General features: G+C 68.2%; 1 protein-coding gene and 1 pseudogene. One reads left to right on the top strand and one right to left on the bottom strand.

All coding sequences use genetic code 11. From position 1 onward, the window contains the following. Positions 1–230, bottom strand: a 230-nt coding sequence (locus tag DAI20_RS20130; RefSeq protein WP_159085162.1) for a flavodoxin-dependent (E)-4-hydroxy-3-methylbut-2-enyl-diphosphate synthase, incomplete at its 3' end; no start/stop codon positions are given. A gap of 114 nt (positions 231–344) precedes the next feature. Between DAI20_RS20130 and DAI20_RS20125 the strand changes: the two are divergent. Further along, a pseudogene (locus DAI20_RS20125) lies at positions 345–548 on the top strand (hypothetical protein); the annotation flags it as partial.

The following is a 548-nucleotide window of genomic DNA, read 5'->3' as shown; positions in this document are numbered from 1 at the left end:
TCCACGGTATTGACGGTCAGCCGCACCATTTCCGAACCCGCACGCCACAACTCGGCCACCTGCTTCACGCTGGAGGCCACGTCGGAGGTATCGGTGTTGGTCATCGACTGCACCACGACCGGCTTGCCTCCGCCTACGGTGACCCCGCCGATCTGCACGGCATGGGTCTGGCGGCGGGGCCAGGAGGTGGCATCGGAGGGAGGAGTCGGGCGGGTGACGGCGTCGTGCATGGGCGCATTCTACCGCCCGCCCCCGCATTCCGGGTGACTCGCATTCAGCCGGTGGCACGGCTGCGGCCTATTGTCGCAGGCACGGTCGCCCGTGAACGCATACGATGAGCGTGAATGACCGGTCCCGACGCCCCGTTTCTCCGTACCCTGTGCAGCCTGCGCTGGCTTGCCGTAGGTGGCCAGGCCGCCACCATCCTGGTTGCCACCTGGGTGCTGGGCCTGCCGTTGCCGCAACTGCCATTGTGGGCGGGCGTGGCCGTGCTGACCCTGTTCAACATCTACACCCAGCTGCGCCCGGAGGCGGCCGACACCGCGCCA

The organism is Planctomonas deserti (assembly GCF_003067705.1).
Classification (GTDB): domain Bacteria; phylum Actinomycetota; class Actinomycetes; order Actinomycetales; family Microbacteriaceae; genus Planctomonas; species Planctomonas deserti.
This window is presented reverse-complemented; position numbering and strand designations above follow the sequence as displayed.